The 22,566-nt window shown below is 67.4% G+C and carries 28 protein-coding genes; 15 read left to right on the plus strand and 13 right to left on the minus strand.

Annotated elements, in window-relative coordinates:
• Window positions 1–6 precede the first annotated feature (6 nt).
• On the plus strand, window positions 7–780 hold the full coding sequence (locus tag AC2D10_RS05255) for an SDR family NAD(P)-dependent oxidoreductase (RefSeq protein WP_484710919.1): 774 nt from the start codon (window positions 7–9) through the stop codon (window positions 778–780).
• 23 nt (window positions 781–803) lie between these two features.
• Here the strand turns inward: AC2D10_RS05255 and AC2D10_RS05260 are convergent, their stop codons facing one another.
• Complete coding sequence (locus AC2D10_RS05260; protein WP_484711809.1) at window positions 804–2,858, minus strand: ABC transporter ATP-binding protein; 2,055 nt, start codon at window positions 2,856–2,858, stop codon at window positions 804–806.
• Window positions 2,859–3,065: 207 nt separating this feature from the next.
• On the opposite strand from AC2D10_RS05260, the gene AC2D10_RS05265 reads away from it, so the two are divergent.
• Window positions 3,066–4,541, plus strand: coding sequence for an MDR family MFS transporter (locus AC2D10_RS05265; RefSeq protein WP_484710920.1), 1,476 nt, complete (start codon window positions 3,066–3,068; stop codon window positions 4,539–4,541).
• A gap of 45 nt (window positions 4,542–4,586) precedes the next feature.
• Here AC2D10_RS05265 and AC2D10_RS05270 read toward each other — a convergent pair whose 3' ends face one another.
• The gene (locus tag AC2D10_RS05270; RefSeq protein WP_484710922.1) at window positions 4,587–4,733 is read right to left on the minus strand and encodes a hypothetical protein; all 147 of its coding nucleotides are present in this window, start codon (window positions 4,731–4,733) and stop codon (window positions 4,587–4,589) included.
• A 97-nt stretch (window positions 4,734–4,830) separates the two neighbouring features.
• Here AC2D10_RS05270 and AC2D10_RS05275 point away from each other — a divergent pair, with 97 nt between their 5' ends.
• Window positions 4,831–5,424, plus strand: coding sequence for a 1-acyl-sn-glycerol-3-phosphate acyltransferase (locus AC2D10_RS05275; RefSeq protein WP_484710923.1), 594 nt, complete (start codon window positions 4,831–4,833; stop codon window positions 5,422–5,424).
• A gap of 63 nt (window positions 5,425–5,487) precedes the next feature.
• A complete protein-coding gene (locus AC2D10_RS05280) occupies window positions 5,488–6,042 on the plus strand; it encodes a DUF6328 family protein (RefSeq protein ID WP_484710924.1) in 555 nt (184 codons plus the stop codon).
• 6 nt (window positions 6,043–6,048) lie between these two features.
• Here the strand turns inward: AC2D10_RS05280 and AC2D10_RS05285 are convergent, their stop codons facing one another.
• Entirely contained in the window at window positions 6,049–6,600 is a 552-nt protein-coding gene (locus tag AC2D10_RS05285) for a Dps family protein (protein ID WP_484710926.1), read from the minus strand.
• Between the two features lie 90 nt (window positions 6,601–6,690).
• Here AC2D10_RS05285 and AC2D10_RS05290 point away from each other — a divergent pair, with 90 nt between their 5' ends.
• The 4 genes from AC2D10_RS05290 to AC2D10_RS05305 all read left to right on the plus strand — a co-directional run bounded on the left by AC2D10_RS05290 (window position 6,691) and on the right by AC2D10_RS05305 (window position 8,788).
• On the plus strand, window positions 6,691–7,173 hold the full coding sequence (locus AC2D10_RS05290; RefSeq protein WP_484710927.1) for a GNAT family N-acetyltransferase: 483 nt from the start codon (window positions 6,691–6,693) through the stop codon (window positions 7,171–7,173).
• A gap of 130 nt (window positions 7,174–7,303) precedes the next feature.
• Window positions 7,304–7,603 carry a Fe-S cluster assembly protein HesB gene (locus AC2D10_RS05295; RefSeq protein ID WP_484710928.1) on the plus strand — a complete coding sequence of 100 codons (300 nt, stop codon included), beginning with the start codon at window positions 7,304–7,306 and terminating at the stop codon, window positions 7,601–7,603.
• A gap of 87 nt (window positions 7,604–7,690) precedes the next feature.
• The gene (locus tag AC2D10_RS05300; protein ID WP_484710929.1) at window positions 7,691–8,359 is read left to right on the plus strand and encodes a hypothetical protein; all 669 of its coding nucleotides are present in this window, start codon (window positions 7,691–7,693) and stop codon (window positions 8,357–8,359) included.
• 84 nt (window positions 8,360–8,443) lie between these two features.
• A complete protein-coding gene (locus tag AC2D10_RS05305) occupies window positions 8,444–8,788 on the plus strand; it encodes a LysR family transcriptional regulator (protein ID WP_484710930.1) in 345 nt (114 codons plus the stop codon).
• A 21-nt stretch (window positions 8,789–8,809) separates the two neighbouring features.
• Here AC2D10_RS05305 and AC2D10_RS05310 read toward each other — a convergent pair whose 3' ends face one another.
• Together AC2D10_RS05310 and AC2D10_RS05315 are read right to left on the minus strand one after the other, a co-directional pair.
• Complete coding sequence (locus AC2D10_RS05310; protein WP_484710931.1) at window positions 8,810–10,471, minus strand: ABC-F family ATP-binding cassette domain-containing protein; 1,662 nt, start codon at window positions 10,469–10,471, stop codon at window positions 8,810–8,812.
• A gap of 66 nt (window positions 10,472–10,537) precedes the next feature.
• Entirely contained in the window at window positions 10,538–11,266 is a 729-nt protein-coding gene (locus AC2D10_RS05315) for an alpha/beta fold hydrolase (RefSeq protein ID WP_484710933.1), read from the minus strand.
• 145 nt (window positions 11,267–11,411) lie between these two features.
• On the opposite strand from AC2D10_RS05315, the gene AC2D10_RS05320 reads away from it, so the two are divergent.
• Window positions 11,412–12,260 carry a transposase gene (locus AC2D10_RS05320; protein WP_484710934.1) on the plus strand — a complete coding sequence of 283 codons (849 nt, stop codon included), beginning with the start codon at window positions 11,412–11,414 and terminating at the stop codon, window positions 12,258–12,260.
• A gap of 40 nt (window positions 12,261–12,300) precedes the next feature.
• On the opposite strand, the gene AC2D10_RS05325 is transcribed toward AC2D10_RS05320, so the two are convergent.
• From AC2D10_RS05325 to AC2D10_RS05350, 6 genes are all read right to left on the minus strand, one after another.
• Window positions 12,301–12,603 (minus strand): HigA family addiction module antitoxin, encoded by a 303-nt coding sequence (locus AC2D10_RS05325; protein WP_484710935.1) that lies wholly within the window; start codon window positions 12,601–12,603, stop codon window positions 12,301–12,303.
• On the minus strand, window positions 12,590–12,871 hold the full coding sequence (locus AC2D10_RS05330; RefSeq protein WP_484710937.1) for a type II toxin-antitoxin system RelE/ParE family toxin: 282 nt from the start codon (window positions 12,869–12,871) through the stop codon (window positions 12,590–12,592). Before AC2D10_RS05330 ends, AC2D10_RS05325 begins: the two co-directional genes overlap by 14 nt.
• Before the next feature lie 67 nt (window positions 12,872–12,938).
• Window positions 12,939–13,631 carry a hypothetical protein gene (locus AC2D10_RS05335; protein ID WP_484710938.1) on the minus strand — a complete coding sequence of 231 codons (693 nt, stop codon included), beginning with the start codon at window positions 13,629–13,631 and terminating at the stop codon, window positions 12,939–12,941.
• Window positions 13,628–14,437: a GNAT family N-acetyltransferase gene (locus tag AC2D10_RS05340; protein WP_484710939.1), complete on the minus strand. Its 810-nt coding sequence runs from the start codon at window positions 14,435–14,437 to the stop codon at window positions 13,628–13,630. The genes AC2D10_RS05335 and AC2D10_RS05340 overlap by 4 nt, the downstream gene beginning before the upstream one ends.
• Window positions 14,434–14,577: a hypothetical protein gene (locus tag AC2D10_RS05345; RefSeq protein WP_484710940.1), complete on the minus strand. Its 144-nt coding sequence runs from the start codon at window positions 14,575–14,577 to the stop codon at window positions 14,434–14,436. The genes AC2D10_RS05340 and AC2D10_RS05345 overlap by 4 nt, the downstream gene beginning before the upstream one ends.
• A gap of 89 nt (window positions 14,578–14,666) precedes the next feature.
• A complete protein-coding gene (locus tag AC2D10_RS05350) occupies window positions 14,667–16,433 on the minus strand; it encodes a GNAT family N-acetyltransferase (RefSeq protein ID WP_484710942.1) in 1,767 nt (588 codons plus the stop codon).
• A gap of 83 nt (window positions 16,434–16,516) precedes the next feature.
• On the opposite strand from AC2D10_RS05350, the gene AC2D10_RS05355 reads away from it, so the two are divergent.
• Window positions 16,517–17,296 (plus strand): alpha/beta fold hydrolase, encoded by a 780-nt coding sequence (locus AC2D10_RS05355; protein ID WP_484710943.1) that lies wholly within the window; start codon window positions 16,517–16,519, stop codon window positions 17,294–17,296.
• A gap of 3 nt (window positions 17,297–17,299) precedes the next feature.
• On the opposite strand, the gene AC2D10_RS05360 is transcribed toward AC2D10_RS05355, so the two are convergent.
• Window positions 17,300–17,719, minus strand: a complete 420-nt coding sequence (locus AC2D10_RS05360; protein ID WP_484710945.1) for a PIN domain-containing protein — start codon at window positions 17,717–17,719, stop codon at window positions 17,300–17,302.
• The gene (locus AC2D10_RS05365; RefSeq protein ID WP_484710946.1) at window positions 17,716–17,949 is read right to left on the minus strand and encodes a FitA-like ribbon-helix-helix domain-containing protein; all 234 of its coding nucleotides are present in this window, start codon (window positions 17,947–17,949) and stop codon (window positions 17,716–17,718) included. The genes AC2D10_RS05360 and AC2D10_RS05365 overlap by 4 nt, the downstream gene beginning before the upstream one ends.
• A gap of 260 nt (window positions 17,950–18,209) precedes the next feature.
• Between AC2D10_RS05365 and AC2D10_RS05370 the strand changes: the two genes are divergently transcribed.
• The 5 genes from AC2D10_RS05370 to AC2D10_RS05390 all read left to right on the plus strand — a co-directional run bounded on the left by AC2D10_RS05370 (window position 18,210) and on the right by AC2D10_RS05390 (window position 22,106).
• On the plus strand, window positions 18,210–19,658 hold the full coding sequence (locus tag AC2D10_RS05370; protein ID WP_484710948.1) for a recombinase family protein: 1,449 nt from the start codon (window positions 18,210–18,212) through the stop codon (window positions 19,656–19,658).
• 478 nt (window positions 19,659–20,136) lie between these two features.
• Window positions 20,137–20,514: a hypothetical protein gene (locus tag AC2D10_RS05375; RefSeq protein WP_484710951.1), complete on the plus strand. Its 378-nt coding sequence runs from the start codon at window positions 20,137–20,139 to the stop codon at window positions 20,512–20,514.
• 1 nt (window position 20,515) lies between these two features.
• Window positions 20,516–21,085 (plus strand): hypothetical protein, encoded by a 570-nt coding sequence (locus AC2D10_RS05380; RefSeq protein WP_484710952.1) that lies wholly within the window; start codon window positions 20,516–20,518, stop codon window positions 21,083–21,085.
• Window positions 21,082–21,753, plus strand: coding sequence for a hypothetical protein (locus AC2D10_RS05385; protein WP_484710953.1), 672 nt, complete (start codon window positions 21,082–21,084; stop codon window positions 21,751–21,753). Before AC2D10_RS05380 ends, AC2D10_RS05385 begins: the two co-directional genes overlap by 4 nt.
• Window positions 21,750–22,106, plus strand: coding sequence for a hypothetical protein (locus AC2D10_RS05390; RefSeq protein ID WP_484710954.1), 357 nt, complete (start codon window positions 21,750–21,752; stop codon window positions 22,104–22,106). The genes AC2D10_RS05385 and AC2D10_RS05390 overlap by 4 nt, the downstream gene beginning before the upstream one ends.
• Window positions 22,107–22,566: the final 460 nt, after the last annotated feature.

Raw genomic sequence — 22,566 nt, forward strand, 5'->3', positions numbered from 1 at the left:
AGAACCGTGAACGCATACCTCTCCGACCTCTTCTCCCTCGAAGGCCGCACGGCCGTCGTGACGGGCGGCAGCTCGGGCATCGGCCGCGGCATCGCGACCGCCCTCGCCCGGGCCGGTGCATCCACCGTGATCGTCGCGCGCGGCGAGGAGCGCATCGCCGAGACCGTCGCCGAGCTGCAGACCCACGGATGCCGCGCGGCCGGTGTCGTCGGCGACCTCAGCACCCGCGCGGGCATCCACGCCGTCGCGGCCGCCGCGCTCGAGCCGTTCGGCGAACCCGACATCCTAGTCAACTCCGCCGGCATCAACATCCGCCCGCCCTACGCCGAGATCACGGAGGAGGACTGGGACGCGACGATGACGGTCAACGCCCTCGCCCCCTTCCTGCTCGGGCAGCGTTTCGCGGTCGGGATGGCGGCCCGCGGCTTCGGCCGCCTCATCCACATCAGCTCGCAGCAGGCGCACCGGGCATTCGTCTCGAGCGGCGTCTACGGCGCCTCGAAGGGCGCGGTGGAGTCGCTGATGCGCTCGGAGGCCGAGGCGTGGGGCGGCACCGGCGTCACGAGCAACACGCTCGTGCCCGGCTTCGTGCTCACCCCGCTGAACGCGCGGCTGCAGCAGGATCCGCAGAAGGTCGCCGACCTCGCTGCGCGCACCATGATCGGACGCAACGGTGTGCCGGAGGACTTCGCCAGCGCTGTGGTGTTCCTCGCCGGCGTCGGGTCGAGCTACATCACGGGCCACTCGCTGTTCGTCGATGGCGGCCTGTCGGTGCACTGAGGCTTCACTCCGATCCGATGCGGTCAGGCCTCGTGCGGATACACCCGCTCGTCGGGACGCGGCTGATCCAGCAACGGCACCGATGCGGTCAGGGTGGCCACGGCATCGGCACCGGCCGAGTCGGCGGGTGCCCGGTCGGCACGTCGGTCGGCGAACGCCGCCCGCACCCCGCCGGTGACCTGCTCTTCGACGACGGCCTCGGTCGTGAGTACGCGTGACGCCGCGACCTGCTGCGCGGCGAGCTCGGCATAGAGACCGCCCCGGGCGAGGAGCTCGGCGTGCGTGCCCGACTCGACGATCAACCCGGCCTCGAGCACGTGGATGACATCGGCGCCCATGACGGTGGAGAGCCGATGCGCGATCGACAGCGTGGTGCGGCCGCGGGCCGCTTCATCGAGAGCCACCTGCACCACGCGCTCCGACACCGTGTCGAGCGCTGACGTCGCCTCGTCGAGCAGCAGCACCGGCGGATCCTTCAGCAGCACGCGGGCGATGGCGATGCGCTGCTTCTCGCCGCCGGAGAGCCGGTAGCCTCGCTCGCCGACCACGGTGTCGTAGCCGTCCTCGAACCCGGCGATGATGTGATGGATGTTCGCGGCGGTGCAGGCGGCGATGAGTTCGGCTTCAGTGGCATCGGGCTTGGCATACAGCAGGTTCTCGCGGATCGTCGCGTGGAACAGATACGTCTCCTGCGAGACGATGCCGACGTCGTCGATGATGGACTCCTGCGTGAGGGTGCGCACATCGGCACCGGCGAACAGCACTGATCCGCTGTGGGCCTCGTACAGCCGCGGCGCGAGGTAGAGGACCGTGGTCTTTCCCGCGCCAGAGGGCCCGACGAAGGCGACGTGCTGACCCGGCTCGGCGGTGAAGGAGATGCCCTGCAGGGTCGGGCGCGCGTCGTCGCCCGCATCCGGGTAGCGGAACACGACGTCGGCGAACTCGATGCGGCCCCGCGGCCCCGGCGCCTGGTCGACGCGGATCGCGTCGGGAGCATCCGAGATCTCCGGCACCAGGTCGAGGTACTCGAAGATGCGCGCGAACAGCGCTGACGACGTCTGCAGGTCGAGCGAGACCCGCATCAGTCCCATCAGGGGCTGCAGCAGCCGCGCCTGCACGGTGGTGAACGCCACGACGGTGCCCGCCGTGATCGCGCCCGCCCCGCCCGAGATCAGGTAGCCGGAGACCAGGTAGATCACCGCCGGGACGCTCGCCATCAGCACCTGGACCACCGCGAAGAACCCCTGACCGCTCATCGCCCGGCGCACCTGCAACCGGACCTGATTGCGGTTCTCGGCCTGGTAGCGCGCCGACTCGGTGCGCTGCCGGTTGAACGCCTTCGACAGCAGCATTCCCGACACGCTCAGGGTCTCCTGCGTGATGGTGGTGAGCTCCGACAGCGACTCCTGCGTCTCGCCGGCGATGCGCGCGCGCACCTGTCCGACACGACGCTGCACGATGATCAGGAACGGCATCATGACGACGGCGATCAACGTGAGACGCCAGTCGATCAGGATCATCGCGACCAGCGACGCGATGACCGTGACCACGTTGCCGAGGATGCTGGTCACCGTGTTGGTCAGGACGCCTGACACCCCACCCACGTCATTCTGCAGACGCGACTGGATCACTCCGGTCTTGGTACGGGTGAAGAAGCCGAGCTCCATCGCCTGCAGGTGCTCGAACAGACGCACGCGCAGGTCGCCGGTGACGCTGTTGCCGACCGTCGAGGTCAACCACGTCTGGCCTACGCCCAGCACGGCCGAGAACAGGAACAGCCCGACCATGATCGACACGAGCCAGATCAGCAGCGGGATCTGAGGGCCGCTGCCATCGACCGGGAACAGCGCGTCGTCGAAGATGCGCTGCACGAGCAGGGGCGGGACCACGGCGATCGCGGCACCCACGACCACCAGGATGCCGGTGAAGACGATGCGCATGCGGTAGGCGCTGAACAGCGCGATCACGCGACTGCCGAGTCCGGGGATGCGCGGAGCGTCGGCGTTCTCGCGGCGCTGCGCCGCCTCGTCCACCCCACGGAAGCCGCCGCGCGGTCCGCCGCCCATCCCACCACCCATGCTCATCCCGCCAGCGTAGTCATCCCCTGCGACACCGGCTCGGCTTCCCTTCGCCGAGAAAAGCGCCGCCGAGAATAGCGCCGCAAGCAAGCGCGGCCGAGAGATTCCCCTGAGACGGGAATGAAATGTCTGACAGCGCCGTTACGCTGAGTGGTCCCCGCGCACTCTCGCGCTCCTCCCCCTTTTCTCTCGCGCCCAGGAGGCCGTATGTCTGCCGTCGATACCGGTACGATCAAGACCCCCGCTCCCGCGGCCGGCACCATCTCCCGATCCGATATGCGGGTCATCTGGCTGCTGCTCGTCGCCGCTTTCGTCGCGATCCTGAACGAAACCACGATGGGGATCGCGATCCCGCATCTCAACACCGACCTGGGCATCCCGCCCGAGCTCGGACAGTGGCTGACCAGCGCGTTCATGCTGACGATGGCCGTCGTCATCCCGACGACCGGCTTCATCCTGCAGCGGTTCACGACCCGCCAGGTGTTCGCCGCGGCCATGATCGCCTTCTCGATCGGCACGCTGGTCTGCCTGCTCGCCCCGGGCTTCGCCGTGCTCCTCGGCGGACGCGTGATCCAGGCCGCCGGCACGGGAATCATGATGCCGCTGCTGATGACGACCATCATGAACGTCGTGCCGCCGCAGTCGCGCGGTCGCATGATGGGCCGCGTCGGCCTCGTGATCTCGCTCGCCCCCGCCATCGGCCCGACCCTCGCCGGCGCCGTCCTGCACGTCGCGAGCTGGCGTGCGCTGTTCGCCATCATCCTTCCGATCGCCCTGATCGCCCTCGCGATGGGTGTGAAGTGGATGACGAACCTCGGCGAGACCCGCAAGGTTCCGCTCGACGTGCTCTCGATCCCACTCGCCGCACTCGGATTCGGCGGCGTCGTCTTCGGCCTCAGCCAGTTCGGCGGCGAGGGCGGATCCGGTCAGACCGCCGGCATCCTCTCCCTGGTCGTCGGCGCCGTCTCGCTTGGACTGTTCGTCTGGCGTCAGCTCCTGCTGCAGCGCGCCGACGACGCTCTGCTCGACCTGCGCGTCTTCCGTTCGCGCAACTTCACGATGTCCGTCATCATCATGTCGATCCTGGCGCTGTCGATGTTCGGCACGCTCACCCTGCTGCCGCAGTACCTGCAGAACGTCGCCGGGCTCGACCCGCTTCAGGCCGGTCTGATCCTGCTGCCCGGTTCGCTTCTGATGGGTCTGCTCGGTCCGGTCATGGGCCGTGTCTACGACGCACGCGGCACGCGCCCGCTGCTCATCCCCGGCACGATCCTGGTGTCGTCCGCACTGTTCTACTACTCCACGGTCGGCGAGCACACGGTCTGGTGGGTCCTGATCATCGTGCAGACGGCCATGTCGGTCGGTCTGGCGATGTCGTTCACGCCGTTGTTCTCCGCCTCGCTCGGATCCCTCCCCCGCCGCCTGTACTCGCACGGTTCCGCCGTGCTGAACACGCTGCAGCAGGTCGGTGGCGCCGCAGGTGTCGCGCTGCTCCTGGTGACGTACTCCTCGATCCTGCACGCCGGTGAGCAGGAAGGTCTCTCGACCGCTGCGGCCGGCGCCCCGGGTGCTCGAATGGCGTTCCTGATCGCGGCGATCATCTCGCTCGCGACCGTGGCGCTGAGCCCGTTCATCCACAAGCCCGCCGACGACGCGGGCGGAGAGTTCCACGGCGGTCACTGACCACGGGCGGATCCTCTGATCCGCTCCCGGCGCGGCGTCTGCTGCTTACGGCTTCTTCGGAGCCGGGAAGTGGCAGACGCCGCCGCTGCAGTAGCCCGCGGCAGCGTCATCCAGCAGGTTCAGGGCACCAGGCAGCGGCGCGAGCCCATGGGGCGCATCCTGCTCGGGAACATCCTGCTCCGTTTTATCCATCTCTCGATGCTACGCCTGTCCTGGGGCAGTGGCGTCGCCGCTCAGACGACGTCCGCGTCGAGCGGTCGACACACGCCCGATCGCCTACGGTTGAGGCATGCTCCGACGATCCCTCGCCCGCCTGTTCTGGGCCTTCAGCCGCTGGACGCTGGTCGGGCACGACGCCGTGCCGACCCGGCCGACGATCCTGATCGGCGCCCCGCACACCTCCAACTGGGACTTCGTCCTGATGCTGGCGATCTCGTGGCGTCTCGGCATCGACGTGCACTGGCTGGGCAAGAAGAGCCTGTTCCGCGGTTGGCGCGGACCCGTCATGCGACGCATCGGCGGCGTGGCCGTCGACCGCGCCGATCCCGGACGGGTCGTGGCCGAGGTCGTCAGCCAGGTGCATGCCGGCGACGTGTTCGGCCTCGTCATCACCCCTGACGGCACCCGCGGCGGCAACGAATACTGGAAGTCGGGGTTCTATCGCATCGCCCGCGAGACGGGCATGCCGGTGACGCTCGGCTTCGTCGACCGCACCACGATGACCAGCGGCCTCGGCCCCACACTCGAGCTCACGGGCGACGTGAAGGGCGACATGAATCGTATCCGCGCCTTCTACGCCGACAAGACCGGCCTACGCCCCGAGCGCCGCACTGAACCGCGCCTGCGCGAAGAGAACACAGACGCGGCCCCCACCGCCGAATGACACTCCGAACGCCACCGACGCAAGAGCCTGGACACCCGAGAACCTCGCCCCGAGACTGGACCCATGAGCACTGATGCCCTGCCCGACCCGGTCGACCACGCTGGCCACGACGCCCGCCGCGACGGACGCGACGAGACGAGGAACGAGCGCGCCGACCGCAACTGGGAAGAGCTGATGCAGGAGCTGCGGGTGATGCAGACCGGCACGCAGATCCTCACCGGATTCCTGCTCGCCGTCGCGTTCCAGCCGCGCTTCGAGGACATGGACGAGCTGCAGCGCGACGCCTATGTCGTGCTGGTGATCCTCGCTGCACTCGCCACCATCCTGGCGCTCGCCCCTGTCGTGATGCACCGTGCGCTGTTCGGACGCCGACGCAAGCCCGAGCTCGTGCGTGTGGCCGCACGCATCGTGCGCGCCGACCTGATCGTGATCGCCGCATTGACCACCGGCGTCACGGCGCTGATCATCGACTTCACGGTCAACCGCGCCGCCGGTGTCATCGCCCTGATCGCATCGGTGATCGGGGTGGCGCTGCTCTGGCTGGCACTGCCGCACTTCGTGCGGCGCAGCTTCCAGAGCAGCGACCCCGATCGGAACAGCGATCCCGACGGGAGCTGACCCGGGTCAGCGCCCCGCGGGGGTCCGGTTCTCGGCGCTCACCATCCACGCGAACTGCTCGAGTCGCTCGATGACCGCATGCAGGATGTCGGCGGACGTGGGGTCTTCCTCGTCGACATCATCGTGCACACCGCGCATCGTGGCGACGGTCGCGTCGAGACGCTCGGTGATCAGGTCGATCGTCTCGGACGTCGAGACCTCCCCCGCCGGGAACTCCGGCAGCGAGGTCTTCGCGGCGATGGTGGCGCTGCGCCCGTCCGGCACCGCATGAAGTGCGCGCATGCGCTCCGCGACGGTGTCACTGAAGGCGCGTGCCTCGTCGATGATCTCGTCGAGCTGGCGGTGGGTGTCGCGGAAGTTCTGTCCGACGACGTTCCAGTGCGCCTGCTTGCCCTGCAGCGCGAGCTCGAGCAGGTCGACCAGAACCACCTGGAGGTTGCCGGCGAGTTCCTTCGATGCGGTGAAACCACGCTCCGCGTTCTGGCGTCCGGTGGTCTTGGACCCCCGCGATGTCGAGGCGGACTTGGTGGTCGTCTTCGTGTTCGTCTTCTCAGCCATGGCCCCGACGTTAGCGTCTGATCGGCCGCTGCCCGAGGGGGTTGACACGGTCAGCCGCCTGCCCGGAAGGTGGCACCCGGAAGGAGAACGATGAGCACTGCGAAACCGAACACCGAGGTCACCATCGATCCGCTCACCGAGGCGGATGCCGGGGAGGTGATGACCCTCCAGCGCGCGGCGTTCGTGTCGGAGGCCCAGATCTACGGCAGTGCCGACATGCCGCCGCTCACGCAGACGCTCGAGCAGGTCGCGGCGGAGCTACGGGACAGCGAGTCCCTCGGCGCGCGCAACGGACACCGGCTGGTCGGCGCGATTCGCTACCGCATCGATGGCGATCTCCTGCTGATCGGGCGGATCGCCGTGGCACCGGATCAGCAGGGCGAGGGCATCGGACGCATGCTGCTCACCGCCGCAGAAGAGCGCTCCTCCGCAGCGGAGGCCGAACTGTTCACGGGCAGTCTCAGCACGGCCAACATCGCGCTGTACGAGCGCTGCGGCTACGTCGTCAGCGAGCGCGTTGACGAAGGCGACGGCACCGAGCAGGTGTTCCTGCGCAAGCGCCTGCGTTCCTGACGCCGACGCGACGGTGTTCTTGAGAGGTTCCTCCGAACCCGCGCGCTGGGCTTGATCCGCTCCTCTCACTGAGGAATCGTGGCCCGGACGTGCCGCGACCGCGGCATGCCCCGAACGGAAGGAGAGCCATATGCTCACCCTCACCGACAACGCCACCGCCATCGTCACGACGCTCGTCAGTCGTCAGATCGACGCGCCTGACGCCGGGCTGCGCATCCACTCCACGGCGGAGCAGGAACCGGGTGCCGCAGCGCGTCTCGCCGTGCTCGTCACCGCAGATCCCGAGCCGCAGGACCAGGTCGTCGAGGTCTCGGGCACCCGTCTGTTCCTCGACGAGGCCGCCGCCTCTGCGCTCGGTGACAAGATCCTCGACGCCGGCGTCGACGACGAGGGCTCAGTGTCCTTCGCGGTCCTGCCTCAGGTCGACTGACCCCAGGGACTTTTCGGATGCCGCGGCCCGGTGGGTCGCGGCATCCGCCGTTCTTGCGGGCTCGGTCGACGTCAGTATGCTCTCGTTGTGACCCATCGCTCGCTCAAGACCATTGCCGCTGTGCTCGTCCTCACTGCTCTCGCAACCGGCACGGTGGCCTGTACACCGACGCCGTCCGCGTCGCCGACGCCGAGCATCTCGTCAGAGAGCAGCACACCGACAGTCGCGCCCACCGGGACGTCGACGCCGACACCTGCCGCCGCCCAGCACACCGTGGCTCTCTCCGTCGACGGAATCCGAATCGACGGAGGCGAACTCTTGCCCCGCAACGCACCTGACCAGACGTTGTCGGCACTCGAGGAATTGTTGGGGGAACGCCCGGAACGCGAGCAGCCGGATGGGGCGTACGACATCGTCTTCTACCGATGGGACTCCCTCTCTGCCTCAGTGTCGAGCGGTTCGACAGTCTCCCTCTCGTTCGGTCCCTCCGAGGTTCCCGGTCTGGCCGTCGTTCTGGAGAGCGGCGTCGGACTCGGTTCCACCCGCGACGAGGCCATGGCCACAGGCGCTGTGCCGGGCTGGGACGAAGACGGAGACGGAGTCGCCGACTATCTCTCCATCGAGCGGCGCGAGGTGCCTGGAACGAACTCTCTCTCGCGTCCCGGCGAGGTCGGCGTCGAATACATCGAGCTGAAGATCGTCGACGACATCGTGACCGGTGTCGGCAACGGCGGTAACGACTTCAGCGATCTCTGATCTTCAACGGCAACCACGACAGGATCCGCCACCGCGTACCCTGGAAGACGCCCCGCACTCCGCGTCGGGCATCGAAGGGTTCCCGTGAAGATCGCTCTGCTCCGCCGTTTCGTCGTCCTCGCCGACGAACTGCACTTCCCGCGTGCCGCGGCCTCGTTGGGGATTCCGCTGGCCTCCCTGTACACCTCGATCGACAAGATCGAAGAGGAGATCGGGCACCCGGTCATCCACCGCGAGGGCACCACCCGGCTCACTGCCGTGGGCGAGCTGCTGCTGGTCGAGGCGCGGGAGACGATCGCCGGGGCACCGGAACCTGTGGCGAAGAAGCCGGCTCCGGCCGGCGGCAAGGCCAAGGCGTCGAAGGGCAGAGGGCGCGCGCCGATCGTGAAGGGGCAGCCCAAGCCCTACAAGAAGCGCCAGGGCCGGTAGAGCGTCAGGGCCGGTAGCGCGTCAGCGTTCGGTGACCTGGCCCTGCTCGACCTGCCAGCGCCGGTCGATGCGCACGGTGTCGAGCATCCGTCGATCATGCGTCACCAGCAGCAGCGTGCCCTCGTACGACTCGAGCGCCTGCTCGAGCTGTTCGATCGCGGCGAGGTCGAGGTGGTTGGTGGGCTCGTCGAGCACGAGCAGATTCACCCCGCGCGCCTGCAGCAGCGCCAGCGCCGCACGTGTGCGCTCGCCCGGCGACAGGGCGTCGACCGGGCGCGTGACGTGGTCGGCGCGCAGGCCGAACTTCGCCAGAAGCGTGCGCACCTCCCCCGATGCCATCTCCGGCACCAGCGCCTCGAACGCGTCGGCGAGAGCGGTCGTTCCGGTGAGCTGCGACCGCGCCTGATCGATCTCGCCGATCTCCACGCTCGCTCCGAGGCTCGCCGAGCCCTCGGCGGGATGCTGTCGACCGAGCAGCCCGCGCAGCAGGGTGGACTTGCCCGCCCCGTTCGGTCCGGTGATTCCGATCCGGTCCCCGGCGTCGACCTGCAGCGAGAGCGGTCCGAGGGTGAAATCGCCCTGCCGGAACACGGCGGCGCTCAGCGTCGACACGACCGCACTCGACCGCGGGGCGGAGCCGATCGTGAACTCCAGCTGCCACTCCTTGCGGGGCTCCTCGACCTCGTCGAGCCGCGCGATCCGGCTCTCCATCTGGCGCACCTTCTGCGCCTGCTTCTCGCTCGACTCCGTCGCAGCCTTACGCCGGATCTTGTCGTTGTCGGGCGACTTCTTCATCGCGTTGCGCACGCCCTGACTCGACCACTCCCGCTGCGTGCGCGCGCGGCCCACGAGATCGGCCTTCTTGTCGGCGAACTCGTCGTACTTCTCGCGCAAGTGCCGGCGCAGGGTCGCGCGCTCCTCCAGATACGCGTCGTAGCCGCCGCCGTACACGCGGTTCGTGTTCTGCGCGAGGTCGAGCTCGAGCACCCGCGTCACCGCGCGCGCCAGGAACTCGCGGTCGTGACTCACGAGCACGACGCCACCGCGCAGTCCGCGCACGAACGCCTCGAGGCGTTCCAGACCGTCGAGATCGAGGTCGTTGGTCGGCTCGTCGAGCAGCACGATGTCGAAGCGCGACAGCAGCAGCGCGGCCAGACCGACACGTGCCGCCTGACCACCCGACAGTGCCGTCATAATCGCGTCGGCAGGGGTGCCGTCGAGCTCGAGCCCCAGTTCGGCGAGCACGGCCGGCAGTCGATCGTCGAGATCCGCCGCGCCACTGGCGAGCCACCGGTCGAGCGCGGTCGAGTAGGCGTCTCCGGGGTCTTCCCCCGCGGGTGCGAGTTCCGGGTCCGCGAGAGCGGCTGCCGCGGCATCCATCTCGGCGGTCGCCTGCGCGCAGCCGGTGCGGCGCCCGATGTATTCGGCGACGGTCTCGCCGGCGACGCGCTCGTGCTCCTGCGGCAGCCAGCCCACGAACGCATCCGAGGGGGCGAGCGAGACACTACCGGCGGCGGGGGTGTCGACTCCCGCGAGCAGGCGCAGCAGGGTGGACTTGCCGGCGCCGTTGACGCCGACGACGCCGACCACGTCTCCGGGCGCGACCGTGAGGTCGAGTCCCTCGAACAGGATGCGGTGCCCGTACCCGCCTGCCAGATTCTGGGCGACGAGGGTCGCGGTCATCGTGTCTTCCTGTCTCGAGAGCCGGGTCTCTCCGGTCTCGGATTCAGCGCGCGGTGGGGCGCGTGATCAGTCCCAGTCGAGGTAGTCCTCGATGGCCCACGACGTCGCGCCCATGTGGGTGAACGGGAACAGGTAACCACCGCCGTCGACCGACACGACGCTGACCCGGTCGGGGGCGGCCTGCTGCAAGGCCTCGCCGTTCGCCGGGGGCGTGATGCGGTCGTCGGTGCCCTGGATGATCAGCACCGGGAGTCCTTCGGCAAGCGGCGCCGGGGCTTCCCAGGCCGCGGTCTGCAGCGCCTCGACCTCGGCATCGCGCAGGTGAGAGGGCACCTCCGCGGAGGCGTCGGCAGCCTGCTCGGACGCTTCGACGCCGAGCAGCAGCACGCCGTTCACGCGGTCGTGGTGGTCGAGTGCGACGACGCGCGCGACCGAGCCGCCGAACGCGTGGCCGCCCACCCAGGCATCGGTCACCGCGACGTGGTCCATGACATCGACGACATCCTGCGCGAGGTCATGCAGCGAGACGGCGGCGTCATCGGCGGCGGCGTCGGCGGGGCGGCGCGAGCCGATCCGCACGACGCGGAAGTCCTCCTCCGAGACCGAGTGCGAGAGCAGCCCCAAATAGTCGATCGTGAGGCCCTTGCCGGCGATGAGCACCAGCGCCGGTCCCTGCCCCTCCACGGCATACGGGATCGCGCGGCCATCGGGTTCGAAGATCTGGGTGTCGGCCATTTTCTCGGCACTCTCCTCGGCGGGTTCGTTGTCAGGGATGTCAGCGGGCACGTCGTTCACGGCCCAGAAGCGAGGGGACGGCCGAACGGACCGCATCCAGCGTATCTGCCCGGCTCTGTGCGGCGCATGTCGGCGTCCCCGTGCGCGGCCTAGACTCGGTGCCGCACGCGCACCGTGCCGCACGGCCCAGTGGAGGACGGAGACGATGATGGCGGATGCCACGCTCGACACGATCGCCGCCGAGCTCTATGCGACAGCACCCGACGACTTCGTGAAGACCCGCGACGCCCGTGCCAAGGAGGCGAGCGGTGCCGACCTGACCGCCGCCATCAAGGCGCTTCGCAAACCCTCGGTCGCCGCCGGCGTCGTGAACCTCTTCGCTCGGGAGCGCGCCGAACAGCTGGGCGAGGCGCTGCAGCTGGCGCAGGAGCTTCGTGAGGCGCAGGCCGACCTCGACGCGGCGACGCTGGCGAAGCTCGGACGCGAGCGGCGGGCACTCACGCATCGCCTGGCTCAGAACGCCGCCGAGCTCGCCCGGGCCCGCGGCGAGCGCATCACGCCCTCGACGCTCGACGCCGTGCAGCAGACGATCTCGGCCGCGTTCTTCGATCCGGATGCCGCGGCTGCCGTCGCCTCCGGCCGACTCGTGCGCGAACTCGAGCCGTCCGCGACGATCGACCTGAGCATGGTGGTCGCCGGCGGCGCGCCCGGAGCTCCCGTCGTGAAGGCCGCGCACGCCGACGAGGTCGGAGCCCGACGCCGGCGCCGCGAGGCCGAGCACGCCGTGCGCGAAGCCGAGAAGGCGCGTGCCCAGGCAGAGCGCGAGCAGCAGAAAGCCGAGAAGGCACATGCGTCCGCGATCGCTCGCGCCGAGGAGCTCGCCGCCCGGGTCGCCGAGCTGGAGGCGGAGCTGGCTCAGACGCGCAAGGACGCCGAGCAGGCAGCAACGGATGCCGCGACCGCCGACGAGCGACGCGCAGATGCCGCGGAGGACCTCGCCGCGGCCGAACGCGCTGCCGACGAGGCGCAGGGCGCGCTAGATCAGCTGGACTGACGCCGACGCACGAGGAGGCGGAGCAGACGGGCGGCTCCGCTCAGGCGACGCGAAGCGGCGTGATGGCGTCGATCTGTCCCGTGAGGCGATCTTCTGCACAGTCGAGGTCGTAATGCGTCTGCAGGTTGAGCCAGAACTCGGCCGAGGTTCCGAAGAATCTTCCGAGTCGCAGCGCAGTGTCAGCAGTGACGGCACGTTTTCCGTGAACGATCTCGTTGATCCGGCGCGGCGGCACGTTGATCGAGACGGCGAGCTTGTTCTGAGTGATGCCAAATCCTTCGATGAAGTCCGCCATGAGGACTTCGCCCGGATGAATCGGCGCGAGCTTGTCAGTGATAGTCAACGATCTCCACCTCCTCTGGTCCAGCATCGGTCCACACGAAGCAGATCCGCCACTGGTCATTGATTCTGATGCTGTATTGACCCGCTCTGTCGCCTTTGAGCGCCTCGAGCCTATTGCCGGGCGGGACTCGTAGATCGTCCAAGGACTCCGCAGCTCCCACCTGGCGCAGCTTCCGAAGTGCGATACGAAGGATCCGCGGATCAATCGAGGGCACGCGCTCACGTCGCCAGAGTCGCTCGGTATTCCTGCTGCCGAACGATCTGATCACACCCCAACCGTATAACGCGTCACGTTATTAACGCAAACCGGTATACCGCAGCGCGGGCGGCCCCGGATCACGGCCAGGGAACGAAGTTCGTCCGGCCCTCCCAGGAGCCGTGTTCGGACAGCGCGCGGAAGCGCAGCGTCGTGAACTCATGATGGAAGTCGCGGCGGTCCCGCTCCCCCATCGCATCGGTGTGTCGCCGTGCGGCAGCGCCGTCGTCACGCCCGAACACCATCCCGGTCATCGCGGAGGTATTGGTCCAGATCGAGAACGTCGACACCGTGCGCGGCATCCGGATGGCCGCCATCGCGAGCGTCGTCGCGGGGTGGTCGCGCACCTGACTCTCCACCGGGCGCCCCCAGTGGATGAAGCGCGGAATCTCGGGCAGTCGCATGCGGGCGAGGGTCACGGCCACGACCGGCTCGTCGCGTTCCAGGCGTCCGGCGGTGTCGGGCAACGACGCGAATTCGCGCACCGATCCCCATCGCCGCACGAACTCGAGCCGCACGTGCCAGCCCGCCTCGAGCTTCCGCCCGAACGGATGCTGCGTCAGGAAGCCCTGCAACGCCGCCTCGTCGTCCCATTCCGCGAACACCGCCACGCGATGCAGCTGCATGCGGTGCAGCGACACCACCGGCGCGCCGAGACGCATCCCGGCGAGGACCTCCATGTGCCGCAGGCCGGGGGCTTTCGGCGCCCGGAAGAGCGCCGTGACGGTGCGCAGGACCGGCAGGGGCGCGAGGTGGAACGAGAAGACACTCACGCGGCGACGTCAGAACGGCGCCAAAGATACGGCGTCGTCGTCGAGACCTTGATCAGGCCGGACTGCTCGAGGATCGGGCGTGAGAATTCCGTGGAGTCGCTGTGCATGAGCGACTTTCCGCGCGCCAACGCAGAACGCGCTCTCGCCGATGTCAGCGCACGATAGATGCCCTTGCCCCGCCACTCGTCCAGCGTCGCGCCGCCCCAGATTCCCGCGAAATCGGTCCCCGCGACCGGCTCGAGACGTCCTGCAGCGACGAAGACGCCATCGGCTTCGGCAACCCACAGCTCCATTCCGTCGTCGCGCGCGAGCCGGCGCAGGATCGCCTCGGCATAGTGCTCTGAGGCATCATCGCCGAACGCCCGGTCCTGCATCGCGCACATCGCGCGGACATCGTGCTCGTCGTGCACCTGCCGGATCGTCACACCATCGGGCAGCGGAATATCAGCGACGAGCGATCCAGCCTCGCCGATCATGATGGATTCCGGTTCCCCCGGTACGAAGCCGAAGGCGACAAGCGCGTCATGAAGCCCCGGAGCGTCATCGTGCCCGCGCGTCTTCCACTCGACCCGGGTGATCGAGGGATCCGCCTCGAAGAAGCCCCGCGTCGCACCGACGAGACGACGGACCTGCTCGGCATCGGCGCCTCCAAGGTCGCGATAGGTCACGAAGCCGCGCCCGCCCGCGAAGTCCACAAGTCGAAGCGGACCGAGAGAGGTTTCGGTGATCGCGCTCGGCGTCTCGGCATCGGTTCGCAGCTGTTCGTCGTAGGCACGCAGCAGTGCGGTCGCATCAATCGTCGTCACATGTGCTCTTCCAGGTCGGGTTTCGCGCGGAGGACGTCGGCGATCTCCTCCTCCGGGCGAGGCGCGATGGTCTCATCGAGTTCGAGTTCCGGGACCGACGGCTCGTCCTGGGCGGGTATGTGTTCGTTGTGGTCAGACACGGCGGATCCTTCGGTCGGCAACACGCACAGCGTACGCCGCTGTCGTGGCCACCGGGGGCCGAGACGGTGCTCGGACGCTGGGCGGCGCGTTATATGTCCCGTTTCAGCCCGACGTGGGCAGTCTGATATCCAAGCCGGGCATAGAAGGCGCGAGTCCGATCCCGTGCTTCGTCCGTGGCCACCTGTGCCAGTCGCGCCCCCCGCGCACGACCGAATTCGTGTGCCCACTCGAGCATCGCCGTGCCCAGACCCTGTGAGCGTTCCACGGTCGAAACTCGCAGTCCCTCGATCTGCAGTCGGGTGGAACCACCGCGCGAGAGGCCCGGGATGACGGTCAGTTGCATCGTGGCGACCACATGGTCCGCGTCGTCGCGGACGACCCCCAGATAGTGGGAACTGTCGCGAGCGACCGCACTGAACGCCGCCTCGTATCGCTCGAGTTCGGCGTTCTCGCGGTCCGAGCCGAATGGATCATCGAACAGCAGCGCTGCGATGGCCTCGATGTCATCTCGGTTCGCGCGCTCGAGCCGAAAGGTCCGGCCCGCCACCTGCAGGCGTCCCCGCACAGAAGACCGCGCGTCCGCCTGCAATCTGGCGACGAGCAGGTCAAGCCATCCACCGACGTTGGTTCGAGCCTCAGCCGTGTCGGGATAGCGGCATCTCAGGTGCAGACCCGACTCGTCCAGGATGAACCAGAGCATGACGCCGTCGGTGTCGGTCGCCGCGCTGACGTATTGGGCGTCGAGTCCGACGGAGTCGATTCGCACAGGCAGCCTGCGCAGATCCAGCCACGAGATCGCGAACATCCCGGGGGCTACCGGCATGCCGCCCCACGGGGCGAGCACATCCGCGAGCGGCCAGGCGCCGAGTTGCACCGCCTCTTTGACCGCCGCCGCCGCCGCGTGCGGTTCGGCGACGTCCGACTCGAGGACGGAGTTGGTGATGAACCAGCCGACGGAGTCATGCCAGTGGTCCTCGAAGCGGCTGTGCACGGGAAACACGGCTCGTAGCGGGCTACCCGCCAGCTCGCGGGTCACGGCGGTCATCGCCACCACTGCGCGGGCGAGAGTCGAGACCCCGTCGTCTCGGGCCTGCGCAGCGAATGCGGCGGCATCATCGACATCGAACACATCGCGCACTTCCACGCGCTCGTGATGCGGCTCGGGCGTGCCCAGGGGCAACGGAAACTGGGGCAGCACGCCACCGCTGCCTTCGATGATGTCTTCCCATCGCTGACGCACGCGGTCGGGCGCAGCATCCCGATCCAGCAGCGCTCGCGTGTGTTCGACGAACGCCGGCGCCGGCGCCGGAAGCGGTGTCGCGCCTGCCCTCCCCGCGTCGAGCGCAGACAGCAGATCGCGCGCGATCACCAACATCGACCACATGTCGACGTGCGCGTGGTCCGCTGCGATCACGACGGTGAGCCCTGCAGCAGTCTCCAACACACACAGCCGGTGCGAAGGATTCCGGTACGGCGAACACGCCTCATCGAGAATGCTCCGCAACGCGTCGTTGACCGCCTGTCCCGGGGCCACCTCATGCTCGACCCAGCTTCCTGGACCGATCTCGATCTCGTGAAGCACGGGATCGCCATCTGCACCGGGCGCGAATGCCGTCCGCAGCGTGCCGTGGCGCGCGACGACAGCCAGCCAGGCATCGGCGATCGACTCACGACGCGTCGGTGCAGGCAGGCGGAAGGACAGCGCCATCCAGGAGCCGGGGCGATCGCCAGCACCGACATGGAGTCGCTGATCGAACGACACGGGGAGGCGGCGTCCGAGCGCAGACGCACTGACGTCGTAACCCCAGAGCCGTCCGAACGGGAGGCGGAGGTGCGTGACGTTGGTCAGTCGCATGGGCAGTACCTTATCGCCCCGATAATCTGAAGACTCGACACGACTGCCGAGCCGATGCGATCAGTCACCGATCGAGGAGCCTGATGCCCACTTTCGAGGTAGCCGGAGCCGGGCTGGCTGTCGCCCTGAGCGATGAAGGCGGACACCCGGTCGTCCAGTTGCATGGCCTCACATCGAGCCGAGCCCGCGATCGGGTGCTCAATCTCGACCTCGGTCGATGGCTCAGCGGAACTCGGCTGCTGCGGTACGACGCGCGGGGCCATGGCCTGTCGACCGGACGGCAGGTCCCCGAGGACTACCGCTGGCAGAACCTCGCCGACGACCTTCTGCGACTGGTCGATCACTGGTTCCCGGGCGAACGCGTTCACGGGGTCGGCCCCTCCATGGGTGCGGCGACTCTCCTGCACGCTGCGTCGATCGAACCCGACCGCTTCACCGGGCTCACACTCATGGTGCCGCCCACCGCGTGGAAGACCAGACCCGATCAAGCCGAGATCTACCGATCAGCGGCTGCGCTCATCGAATCCGACGGCGTGGGAGCATTCCTCGCCGCTTCGCGCGGGTCGACACCGCCCCCGGCCACCGTCGGTACGCCCGAGACCTGGCCCGACGTCGCCGATGCTCTCCTGCCGTCGTTGCTTCGCGGCGCGGCGCTCAGCGACCTACCTGCCCCGGAGACCGTCGCGCGAATCGATGTGCCGACGACGATCCTGGCGTGGGTGGGTGATCCCGGACACCCGCTCTCGACCGCCGAATCCCTCGCCGCGCTTCTCCCGCACGCGACCCTGACGGTCGCCCACACGCCGGAAGATGTCGAAGCCTGGCCCGAGATCTTGAGCCAGGACGTCGACCGTCGGGGATAGACGTCACACCGCCCACGGGTTGATCAGGGCGACTCCGGTGTGCAGGAAGTCGCTGGTGTTGCGAGTGGCGCACGTCGCTTCATGCGCGAGGCAGATGGCAGCGATCTGCGCGTCCGATGCACTGATCGGAAGCCCCGCGGATTCTCGCGCGAGCAGAACTTCTGCATAGTGAGAAGCGGCATCGTCGTCGAAGGCCACAATCGAACGACTGCCGCGGAAGGGCTCGATCGCCTCTGCGATGCGAGCGGCCAACTCGTCCTTTCGTCGACCATCAGGGAGTCGGGCCACGCCTGCCAGCAGCTCCGCCAGCGTCACCGCGGTGATTGCGACGTCGCCGACCAGTGCTTCGAGCCACGCCATGACCCGGCCGTTCGGGGTCGACCGAAAGACCTCGGAGATGACGTTCGTATCGAGGACGATCACTCGAAGACCACCGCTCGCGCGCTATCGCTGCGCTCCGAGATCGTGAGATCATCGGCGCCACCCGCCTGTCGAGCAGCCCGCGCGAGTGCCAAGCCGATGTGCGGTCCGGTCGCTGCCTTGGTGAGAATGTCACGAACCTCCGCCTCCATAGAACGCCCGTGGCTCCGTGCCTGCGCAGCGAGTCGTTCCTTGACCGAGTCGTCGAGTCCGCGGACGATGATGGACGCCATGCGCTGATCACCTCCTCGCTTGATATCAAGCACGATATCACGCGATCGTCGATGCATCAGGGTCAGCCGATCATGTAGACGAAGCCCCGATGAGACGCCGCCAGCCCAGTGACGAACTCCACCGCGCGCTTCACGAAGTCGACCGCCTGCCGCGCGGGAAGCACCCCGACACTCCAAACGTCCACCTTTGTGGAAGCGGCTCCGAAAACCCGGGCAGTGCAGATTGAGTGCGGACGGAGTCTCCCGCGCGAGCTCAGTTGTTGAAGCGGAACTCCACCCAGGTACGTTGTCGAACAACATATGATCGAGGTATGGCCACGAGACGAGCAGCCCTCTACCTGAGACAGTCCAAGACCGACGACCTGGGTATCGACCGGCAGATCGAGCGCACTACCGCCCTGGCTACGGCTCGCGGCTGGGTGGTCGCCGGGACGTTCATTGACGATGACGTGACGGCATCGAAGCCTCGCGGGGCGAAGACGGCATGGGGTCAGATGCTCGCCAGCTCCGACGAGATCGACGTGGTCATCGGCGTGGATCTGGACCGCGTGGTTCGATCAACTCGGGACCTGAACACGCTCATCGACCACGGCATGATGCTGGTCACCCTGGATGGCGAGATCGATCTCGCCACGGCGGACGGCGAGTTCCGAGCCACGATGCTCGCATCCATTGCTCGCTTCGAGGTGCGCCGGAAGGGCGAGCGTCAGTCCCGAGCAAACATCCAGCGCGCAACCAACGGCGGAGTCCCGAAGGGCACGCGGCTGACCGGCTACGACACCAATGGCAAGATCCAGAAGCACGAGGCCAAGATCGTCCGTCGCCTCTTCGATGAGTTCCACCGCGGCAAGGCTCTGACGCACATCGCCGACCGCCTGAACGCCGACGCCATCGACACCCGCACTGGTAGCCCGTGGCACCCATCCAGCGTCCGTACGATTCTCCTCAACCCTCGCTATGCCGGACGTCGGGTGTACAAGGGTGCCGTCGTCGCTGGCCCCGAGGAGACCTCGTGGAAGCCCTTGGTGACCGAGCCGATCTTCGACGCCGTGCAGGCTCGACTGACCGACGACCGACGCAAGACGAATCGCACCGGCACCGCGCGTAAGTACCTGGGCTCCGGCCTCTACCTGTGCTTCGAGTGCAAGGTCCACGTGACCTCTAACGGCAAGCGATACTCGTGCCCGAAGTGCAAGCGCATCCGCACGATGGAGCCCATCGACAATGTAGTGATCGACTCGATCACCCAGCGGCTCCGTCAGCCCGACGTCGAGAATCTCCTGGCCAAGCCCGCCGATCCCTCCGAGGCCGAGCGGCTGGAGCAGGAGATCAAAGACGCCCGAGCCCGCATCGTCGTCGTGGAGCACGACTATGACAACGAACTGATCGACGGGGCCAGGTACCAGATCGCGAGGACCAAGGCCCAGGATCGGCTCACGAGCGCTCTACGGGATCGTGCTGCACTGGCAGGCCCCGATCACCTCACGCCCATTCTGATCTCCCCTGACCCGGCCCAGGCCTTCCTGGATGCCGACTTCGACACCAAGCGCTCCGTCATCGACGCATGCATGTGGGTGCAGATCCGCCCAGGGAAGCAGGGCCAGCGAGGCTTCGATCCAGACAGTGTGGTCCGAGCTTGGCGGCGCACCATCGTGGGTGAGCACCTGTCCCCTGTGGTGCCCGAAGCAGTTCGCGAAGCACTGGTGTAATTCCACACCCTGTGGATGGATCGGTGGAAAGTCATTTCTCGAATCGAGAATGCGTTAGAGAATGACGCGAACTAATTCCGCATCGACATTGGTAGTCCGCGTTCTATGGGTCCACGTCGTACAATGGTGACGAGCACTCCACACTCGAATCGAAGGCCCTCAGACGTCCAGGTCTGAGGGCCTTCACCTTGTCCTGACAGGGAAGGCAGCCCGCGTTGTAGGAATCGCTAATTAATTCGCATTCGCACTAAGGTCAACCTTGGACTTTGCTGGGAATTGCTTGTAGATATGCATCCATGGGTGCCCCGAAGGGGTACGTTAAACATGTTCGAGGTAGTTCATGAAGTTATTCGTTTCATGGTTATCTCGTACAGGCTTGGTTCCGTTGGATTCGGAACCGCTCGGTTCGCCGAGAGGGTCGTCATCAGGTCAGCTCTGATGAGGGTAGCTACACGCTGGAGGCCTGTGGAGGCTCCCGATGGCTACCGCCAAGCAAGTTGCACTCATCGTCAATCTCGCCATCAAGACGGGGAAGCTCCGACCTGATCAGGCCGTGGAAGCTTCCCGTTCCTACCTGAACTCGACGCCGGAAGAGGCTCGGCAGGCCATCGACAAGCTGAACGCTCTCTTGGGTTTCGACCGTGGGCGCTCTCCTGCGACGACTCGGCAGCGGTCGTTCATCCTCGACCTGGAGCAGCGAGTCCTGGGCAAGTCGGAGACCACGCACTCGATCAAGCTGAGCTACTCCGACGCCGACGAGCGCATCCAGTACTTGAAGAAGCTGGAGGCCGCTCAGAATGCCCGCCCTGCCGTTTCCGGCGAGGTCATCGACATCTTCAGTCGGAGGTTGGGCTGAGATGTCTCCCGCGCCGCAGAGCAACGTCACCTTGTACGGCAGATCGTGCACCGTGTGCAGCCACCAGCACGTCGGAGACATCGACGCTGGTCTCGTGGCGCACCTGCCAATTGCGCAATTGGCGCGACAGTTCGAGGTCTCGCGCGATTCGATCTATCGGCATCTGAAATGGCATCTTCGGCCTGCGTTGCAGGAGGTCCTTGCCTCAACTCCGGAGACTAGGCCGGTCGCCCTCGTGGAGCGACTCGCAGAGATCGCTAACGATGCTCGTGCCGCCCGAGCGACGGCGTACGCCGCTGGCAACCCCCAGTTGGGAGCCCGACTCGGCGAAGCCGAACGGCGTGCCCTCGATTCGCTGGCCGACCGATTCCACATCAACCACGACAGCGTCGCAGCCGACCGCACCAAAATCTCGCAGCTCGCGAGAGCCCTCGACACCTCGCTCGATGAGTCTCCGGAGCTGGCCTCTCTCGTTGCTGATGCCCTCGAAGCTGAGGGCCTCCGCGAGATGGCAGAGGACATGCGCGCCGACCTTCCCTCAAACCCAGAAACGAAAGGGCTCCCCTCATGACCAACAACATCGACAAGGCTGCACGACTGGCCGAGCTGACCGACGAGCTGGATGGAGCAGCCGCGCCTGAGCCGGTGGGGGTTCGCCGTCTCCGCGAAGCGCGAGAAGCCGCAGCGGCGCGCGAGGTATCCCAGATCCCCGAAGTGGAGGGCGTGCCCCTGGTGAAGGCCGGTGACGTCGTGCACGCCACGGCGACCGGCATGCACCTCCCGCGCACGACATCGCTGTGGGGTGGAGCTCCGGCCCTGGCTCTCACCAAAGGCGACCGCATCGTCGTGACCGAGGACATGGTTGCCGCCGACGTGGACCGCAATGGCAACCCCGGCTGGACGGCGCTGGTGCACGATCCGGATCGACAGATTGCGCGGTGGGGTCGAGTGCACATCGCCCCGGGCGAACCTCCTGCGGGAATGCAGCCCTGGGATCGCGGGGACTCGGAGTGGTCAGAACAGAGGGAGATCGCCCGGAAGGCGGCGTGGGCAGAGACTGACCCGCAGCGTCGAGCCGCCGCCCTCCAGCGCGTCAACGACGTCTACGGGCCGCCGCCGACCACGAGCACGATCACGGCCACGTACAAGATGGATCGGGCCTACGAAGAACAGGAGGCGCGCATCGCGGGGAACGCCGCAGCGGGCACTCCGAACCTCGGGCCAAGCCAGGGTGCATGATGACCGGCAGAAATCGAAATCTGACGGACGCGCTCCGGTTCCGCGCGGCCACGGCGCTTTACCTCGCGATCAATGGTCATGACGATGCCGAGGCCCGACCGATGCATCGGCGGATCTCGGATGGCATTGGGGAAAGCGCTTCTGACGTACGCGGCATCTCGGGCTGGCACCTCTCGACCTCCAGCAGGCCAACCTTTCGGATCGGCGGCGACCTCGACAGCGCGCACGCCAAGGCAGATGACGATCAGCTCGTCGCTCTCGTGCAGCACCGCCGCGAGCGCCCTCTCGGCGAGAGCTTGGTGTGCATGACCCTTTCCGCCTTTGCCGCGATCACGGCTTCACCGACACCGTGACTACCGCGCGCCGGTAGGTCACCTCACGGAGATCTTGGCGCACGGTACCGTCCCTCATCGCCCTCTTGGAGCAGACATGAAATCGTCACACGCTCGCATCATCCACCCCTTCCGAAGCTCCGGCCTCAACCCCAGACCGCAGCCTCGGGAGGCCCTTCAGCCACCCTCGGACGGCTGGGACGCGCCACAGGTACGAACGATGTCCTTTCCGCCGCGGAAGCCGACCCCGCGGATGCAGGCGCATCTGTCCAACATGCAAGGCGTAACTCTGGGAGAGCCTCCGCGTGTACCGGCATCCACCACCACGATCTCCGTGTTCATCGACGGTACGCGAGTGCGCCTCCCCTCGGACTGGATTATCGCCTTCAGCTCGTCGAAGGGGAAGGACACACTGTACGTGGTTGACTCCGAGAAGCGTTTGCACGTCCTGACGCTCAGCGCTGACGGAGAGCTTCGTGAG

The organism is Microbacterium sp. PI-SA-G, assembly GCF_057215335.1.